General features: G+C 69.3%; 6 protein-coding genes. 2 read left to right on the top strand and 4 right to left on the bottom strand.

Annotated elements, in window-relative coordinates; translation table 11 throughout:
• Positions 1 to 88: 88 nt before the first annotated feature.
• The gene (locus L6E10_RS20870) at positions 89 to 922 is read right to left on the bottom strand and encodes a hypothetical protein (protein WP_236221197.1); all 834 of its coding nucleotides are present in this window, start codon (positions 920 to 922) and stop codon (positions 89 to 91) included.
• A 205-nt stretch (positions 923 to 1,127) separates the two neighbouring features.
• Here L6E10_RS20870 and L6E10_RS20865 point away from each other — a divergent pair, with 205 nt between their 5' ends.
• Both L6E10_RS20865 and L6E10_RS20860 read left to right on the top strand, forming a co-directional pair.
• Positions 1,128 to 1,769, top strand: a complete 642-nt coding sequence (locus L6E10_RS20865; protein ID WP_236221196.1) for a hypothetical protein — start codon at positions 1,128 to 1,130, stop codon at positions 1,767 to 1,769.
• Positions 1,766 to 3,376, top strand: a complete 1,611-nt coding sequence (locus L6E10_RS20860; protein WP_236221195.1) for a serine/threonine-protein kinase — start codon at positions 1,766 to 1,768, stop codon at positions 3,374 to 3,376. The genes L6E10_RS20865 and L6E10_RS20860 overlap by 4 nt, the downstream gene beginning before the upstream one ends.
• Positions 3,377 to 3,534: 158 nt before the next feature.
• Here the strand turns inward: L6E10_RS20860 and L6E10_RS20855 are convergent, their stop codons facing one another.
• From L6E10_RS20855 to L6E10_RS20845, 3 genes are all read right to left on the bottom strand, one after another.
• Entirely contained in the window at positions 3,535 to 4,788 is a 1,254-nt protein-coding gene (locus tag L6E10_RS20855) for a sensor histidine kinase (RefSeq protein ID WP_236221194.1), read from the bottom strand.
• A gap of 132 nt (positions 4,789 to 4,920) precedes the next feature.
• Positions 4,921 to 5,550 (bottom strand): DUF4360 domain-containing protein, encoded by a 630-nt coding sequence (locus tag L6E10_RS20850; protein WP_236221193.1) that lies wholly within the window; start codon positions 5,548 to 5,550, stop codon positions 4,921 to 4,923.
• A gap of 62 nt (positions 5,551 to 5,612) precedes the next feature.
• Positions 5,613 to 6,341, bottom strand: a complete 729-nt coding sequence (locus L6E10_RS20845; protein ID WP_308102836.1) for a DUF4360 domain-containing protein — start codon at positions 6,339 to 6,341, stop codon at positions 5,613 to 5,615.
• Positions 6,342 to 6,379: the final 38 nt, after the last annotated feature.

The raw sequence follows: 6,379 nt of genomic DNA, 5'->3' as shown, positions 1-6,379 counted from the left end.
TCACGCAACCGGTCCAGCTCCGCCACAGCGACATCGACCACCACACACAATATGATCCACTACAGAGCACACAAGTGCCGTTGCAGTACTAGCGGCGCAGCCCGCTGAACTGGCGGCGCAGCATCGCCGCACCCACGAGCAGGAAGAACAGCAGCACCACGAGCGTGCCGGTCGTGCCGCCCGACGAGCTCGACAGCGTCACGTCGACGTTGCCCACGAGCACGATGCCGCACTCGGCGCGCACCTTGTGGCGGCCGGGCTCGATGGTCGCGAACCTCACCGGGGAGCGGAAGTTCCCGTCCTGGTCGGCGACGGTCTGGCCGACGTCCTGGCCCAGCGACCTCAGCGTGACGTTCGCGCCCTTCGGGCAGCCCGTGCCCGTCGCGGTCAGGTCGTCGCCGGGCTGGATGTTCTCCTTGTCGAGCACCAGGACGCCGTCGCCGGGGTCGGTCAGCGCGTCGGTGGACGAGGAAGGGGTCTCCGAGGACGACGGCGGCGTGGACGTCGTGGTCGCCGGAGGCGTCGTGGTCGTGATGACCGGCGGACGGGTCGTCACCGGCGGGGTGGTCACCGGGGGGTTGGTGACGGGCGGCTGCGTGGTGGTGACCGGTGGCCGCGTGGTGGTGACGGGGGGAGGAGGCGTCACGGTGAACCTGCCGAACGCGGACCGGCCGCACTCGTCGGTCGCGGTGTAGCTGTAGGTGGCCGGCTTGGAGCCGGCCGGGATGGTGGCGGTGACCGAACCGTTAGCCGCCCAGGGCGCGGTGGCCAGTACGCTTCCCGCCCAGTTGATGCGCATGGTGCCCTTGCACCTGTAGAAGCCCGACCAGGTGAAAGCCGCGGTCGAGCCCGCGGGTCCGCTGCTGGGGCTCACGCTCACCGAGGGCGCCTGCTGGGCCACCGCCGGTGTGGCGCTCAGCACCGTAACACCGGCCGTGATGGCCACGAGTAAGCCTGAAGACCGCATTCCTTCTCCCCGGATCAGAACCTAAGGTGCGCTAGTGAGACGTCGCATGGCCGGTGCAGGTTTACTGCTGTTGTGCGGAATTATGCTGCTCCCGTCCACAGCCTCCGCACGGGACTCGTCCGTGATCCTCGAGGCCGATGTGGACGGTAGGCCGGTCGGAGTGGGGACGCTGGTGCTGGACCCGTCGAAGACCGCCAAGGTCTCCATCACGGTCCGCAACAACACGAGCACCGTGCAGCGCGTGAAGACCGTGCGGATCAGCGGAACCGCGCTGGCGTTGACCTTCTTCGCTTACGACACAACGGTTCCGTTCGACGTGCCGGCGAAGTCCTCGGAGACCCGGTCGTTCCCGCTCGAGCCCACCGACCTCGGCTCGCAGGCGATCGGCCTGCTCCCGGTCGCGGTCGAGGTCGTCGACACCCAGCGGGACACCATCGCGTCGGTCGAGACGACCGGCGACATCAGGGGCTCGCTCTGGTCGGTCTACGGGGCGTTCGGCCTGGGTGTGCTCGTGCTGACGGGGTTGTCGTGGGCTGGGGCGTTGATCGCGTTGACGCGCAGGCGACTGCCCGCGAACCGGTGGCAGCGCGCGATGCGGTTCCTGCCCGCCGGGATCGGGACCGGCCTGATCGCGGTGATCTCGTTGTCGGTGCTGCGGCTGGTGGCGCCGTCGCCGACGGCGGAGATCCCGTTCGTCCTCGCCGCCGCGGCGGCAGCGTTCCTCCTCGGCTACGTGACACCGCATCCGGGTGGGGGACAACCGTCCTCGATGGACGCGGAGACCGTGAGGTTCCGGCTGTGAACCAGTCCAGCGTGGTCGCCGCCCTGCCGCAGTACGCCGTCGGTGAGCAGATCGGCGAGGGAGGCATGGGGGTCGTCTACGGTGGCGTGCACCGGCAGCTCGGGCGTCCCGTGGCGATCAAGCGGCTTCCGCACGCGGTGGCCGAGGACCCGCGGATGAGCGAGCGCTTCGAGCACGAGGCGCGGCTGCTGGCGCGGCTCGACCACCCGCACATCGTGCCCGTCTACGACTACGTCCGGCAGCAGGGCGAGCACCTGCTGGTGATGGAACGCCTCGACGGCGGCACGGTCTGGTCGCGGTTCGCGAGCGACGGCCTCACGGCGCAGCAGTCGTGCGGGATCGTGCTGGCGGCGCTGAGCGGTCTGCACGCCGCGCACGAGGCCGGGGTGCTGCACCTCGACGTGAAGCCCAAGAACCTGCTCTTCACCTCGAACGGCGTGGTGAAGGTGGCGGACTTCGGCATCTCCCAGGTGGTGTCGGAGGGCGCGACTCTCGTGACGCACGGCGGCGCGGTGCTCGGCACGCCCGCCTACATCGCGCCGGAGCAGGCGATGGGCAACCCCTTGTCGCCGGCGGCGGACGTCTACGCGACCGGCACGATGCTCTACGAACTGCTGTGCGGCGACCTGCCGTTCGACCGCGGCGGCGGCCCGATCGCGATGATCCAGAAGAGGGTGTTCCAGGACCCGCGCCCGTTGCCGAACGTGCCGGAACCCCTTGCGGGCGTGGTGATGCGCAGCATCGCGCGGGAGCCGGAGGCCCGCTACCGCAACGCCGAGACGTTCGCGATCGACCTGGCGGGCGCGGCGGCCCACCTGTTCGGCCCGGACTGGCTGCTGCGGCTGACCATGCCGGTGCACCTCGCGCCGCAGGTGTCGGCGTCGTCCACCCGTCCGTCGCTGCGACCCGTGCCCGAACGCGACACCGTCACGCTGACGGAGCAGCGGATCAGGGCGACGCTCGTCGACCCGGTCCCCGCCGCGCGGCTGAGCGGCGGCAGCACGCTGGTGCCGGCCGCACAGGTGATCAAGCCGCCGTCGGCGCCGTGGGCGCTCTGGCTGGTGGCCGCGCTCGCGTTGATCGCTCTCGTCGTGGTGCCGTTCGTCGCGACCGGCACTCCGCCGGACACGAAGATCACGCAGGACCTCGCGGACCCGGTGAAGGTCGAGGGCACGCATCTCGTCGTGACGGCCGCGGGCGTTCCGCTCGCCGACGTGCCCCAGCGCGGACCGGAGGGCTTCGTGCTGCCCGGTGCGGCGCGGTGGATCATCGGCGGTGTGGTGACGGCCCAGGTCGACGAGCAGCCACCGTTCCTGCTGGAGTCGAGCCGGACGCCGTGGCTCAGCCTCATGGGCACCGGCTCGCTGCTGTTGCTGCTCTTCACGTTCGCGTACCTGGAGTCGAACCTGCGCGCGTTACGGCGCCGGCAGACCGGCATGGCGGCGGTGATCGCGTCGGTGCCGCTCGGCCTCGGGCTGGGTCTTGCCGTGTGGCTGCTTGTGTCCGTGTTGCTCAAGCACGAGCCGACGATGTCCATCGCGCTGACGTGCGGTGTGCTCGGCGCGGCGGCGGCGTTGAGCGCGTCACTCGCCTCCAAGCGGTCCTGACCGCCCAGGTCCGCGAGTCCCTCGCGCACTCGGAGACGTCGGTGTCCGGCCGGGCCCAGAGCTCGGCCGGTGCCGCCCCGCCGCACCACCCGACGTACGGAGATCGGGACTACGGCATGGCTTCGTACAGCTTGCTGCGCACGATCCGTTCAAGCGCTTCAATCGGTGATGACGCGTTCCCTCGGGAACGACGCCGTCACCAGGAAGCCGCCGTCCTCGGTCGGTCCCGCCGAGAACTCGCCCCCGAGCAGCGTGGCGCGCTCGCGCAGGCCGACCAGGCCGTGACCACCACTGGGCAGCGACGACGACGGGCTGGACGGGGCGGTGTTGCGCACCTCGACCTGCACGTTGTCGTCGTACTGGGCGTCGATGAGCACGGTCGCGCTCGCCCCGACGGCGTGCTTGCGGATGTTGGTCAGGGCCTCCTGCACCGTCCGGTAGACGGCGCCGGACACCGGTGCGGCGAGGTCCTCGACCGGGCCCTTGAGCTGGATGGTGACCTCGAAGCCCGCGTCGGCGGCCAGTTCGGGCAGCTCGTCGACGCCCGGCTGGTTGTCGTCGGTGGTGCGCAGGACCGACACGAGCTGGCGCAGTTCGTCGAGGGTGCGCGTCGACAACGTGCGGATGGTGCCGGCGACCTGCTTGTGCTCGGCGTCGGCGACGGCCATGCGCAGCGCACCGGCCTGCATGGCGATGAGGCTGACCTGGTGCGACACGACGTCGTGCATCTCGCGGGCGAGCTTCGCCCGTTCGTCCGCGCGGATGGCGTGCGCGTGCAGCACACGCTCTCTCTCGCGTGACTCGGCCAGTTCGCGGATGCGGTCGGACAGCTCCTGCCGCGCGTGCACCAGCAGGCCGATCGCGATGGGCAGACCGGCCACCAGGAAGCCGTAGATCGCCGAGTGGAAGTGGCCGGACGCGGGCCGTTCGATCAGCTCCTCGAACGGCCAGGCGACGAACCGGCACAGCCACACCAGCGCGGCCGCGAGGCCCGTCTGCCAGCCGCCGATGTAGCGGCGGGCGACCGTGTAGAGGGCGATCATCGCGGCGAGCTGCGACCAGCCGACGAAGAAGCCGGGGATCGTCAGCACGAGCGTGAGGAACGGGAACCGGCGGCGCAGCACCAGCGCGCCGACCGCGAGCCAGTTGAGCCACAGCTGGTAGTCCTCGATCGGCGGCAGGTCCGTGATCGGGTCGGCCTCGAGCCACAGCCCGTACAGCCAGACGTCGAGAACGGCGAAGAAGATCAACGCCAGGTCCGCGAGCACCTGCCGGTAGTCACCACTGATCGGCCAGCGCGAGCCGGCCACCCTCTTCGCCCGGCCGGCCGGGAGCAGCGTCGTGGTCAGGATCCGACCTCCCCTGTGAGCCTTCCGATCCTCACCGTACTGCGCATATGCGGCGGATGGCATTGGCTGCCCCTTCACCCCGACCTGCCCCGTCATGGGGGTAAGACGCCCGCACACGCGAATCTGTACGGCTGTCGGCTCACATATGTGCTACCGCACACGCTCGTGCGAGCGCGTGCGGTAGTCACAGCACCACTACGGGCAGAGCTTCCAGCTGAACCGGTACGTCGTGTCGATCGCGCCGTCGGTCGAGTCCATCGACACGAAGCTCGTCGTAGTGGCCGTGTTGGACGTGCCCGGGTAGACCCGGAGCTCGGTGTTGATGTTGAAGTTCCTCTTCTCGCCGCACGGCGAGTAGACGATCGCGGCGACCTCGGTCGTGTCGGTGGCCTGCCAGGCGTCGCTGTGCGGGCCGTTGTACCGGTGCTGCGCCGAGTCGTTCTGCGACATGCCCTGGAAGTAGTAGTTGGCCTTCTGGACGGCGTACGCGCCTCTCTCCAGGTGCGCGAAGCCTCTGTAGTCGGCCTGGGCGATGCCGTAGGTGAAGCCCTGCGGCACGTTCACCCGCAGGTTGAGCTGGCAGTTCTTGCGGAAGTCGGTCGGCCGCGCACCGACCCCGACCTGCGCCAGGTAGTCGCTGTAGGTGACGGTGAACGCCTTGTTGTCCTCGGACACCGCGACGGCCGCGGTGCCCGCCGGGCAGCCCGAGCCGTTGACCGTGACGATGTCGATCGTGATGTGGCCGGGCGGCGGCGTCCCGTTCGGCGCGCCGGGCGGGATGACGATGGTCGAGGCCAGCAGAGCAGCGGCAACCGCGTTGAGCATGGGGGCACCTTTCCGACGCGTCTCACAGGGGGTGGCGGCGGTGGCGGCGGCCTTTGTGGAAATCAGCAGCGCTTCCAGGAGAAGTGGTACAGCGTGCGCACTTCTCCGCGCGTGTAGTCCATCGTCATGAAACTGTTCGCATTGGGGTCCGAGGTACCTTTGTCGACGCGCAGCGAACTGTTGACGTTGAGATTCTTCTTCTCGCCGCAGGGGGCGTGGACGATGTCCGCGAACTCGGTTCGATGAGTGATCGACCAGTTGTCGTCGAACGGCCCCGTGAACGTGTGCTTCCACGTGTTGGTGGCCGATTGACCCTGGAAGTAGTAATTCACGTACTGGTACCCGGTCGCCCCGCGCTGGAGGTTCCCGTACCCCGCGTAGGTGGCTTCCGCGATGCCGTAGGTGAAGCCCTGCGGGACGTTGACCTGCAGGTTGAGCTGGCAGTTCTTGCGGAATTCGGTCGCGCCCGCGCCCTTGCCCGCCTGGGCCAGGTAGTCGCTGTAGATCACCCAGAACGAGGTGTTGTCCGGCGAGACGACCACTTCGGCGCTGCCCTGCCTGCACCCGGAGCCGTTCACCGTCACCACGTCGATCGTCACCCTCTCCGCAGGCTTCGGATCGGCGTTCGCGGGTGTGGGCGACAATGTGAACAGCACGGCCAGGGCGGCTGCCGCCGTCGCTTTGCGCATGAAGTTGGCCTTTCCTGGTGCCTCTTTCCCGGCGTGGAGCGGCAGCGGTGCCGCGAAGGTTAGCGCAGGTCCTCGGCCAATGGCGTGACCCAAACGGCGCAAGTCGTCCTGACGGAGCAGCCCGTGAACGGTTGCCGGAA

It is taken from the genome of Lentzea sp. CC55, from assembly GCF_021056325.1.
Lineage (GTDB): Bacteria > Actinomycetota > Actinomycetes > Mycobacteriales > Pseudonocardiaceae > Lentzea > Lentzea jiangxiensis.
Note: the sequence above shows the minus strand (reverse complement) of the source record. Positions and strands in the feature narration are given on the sequence as shown.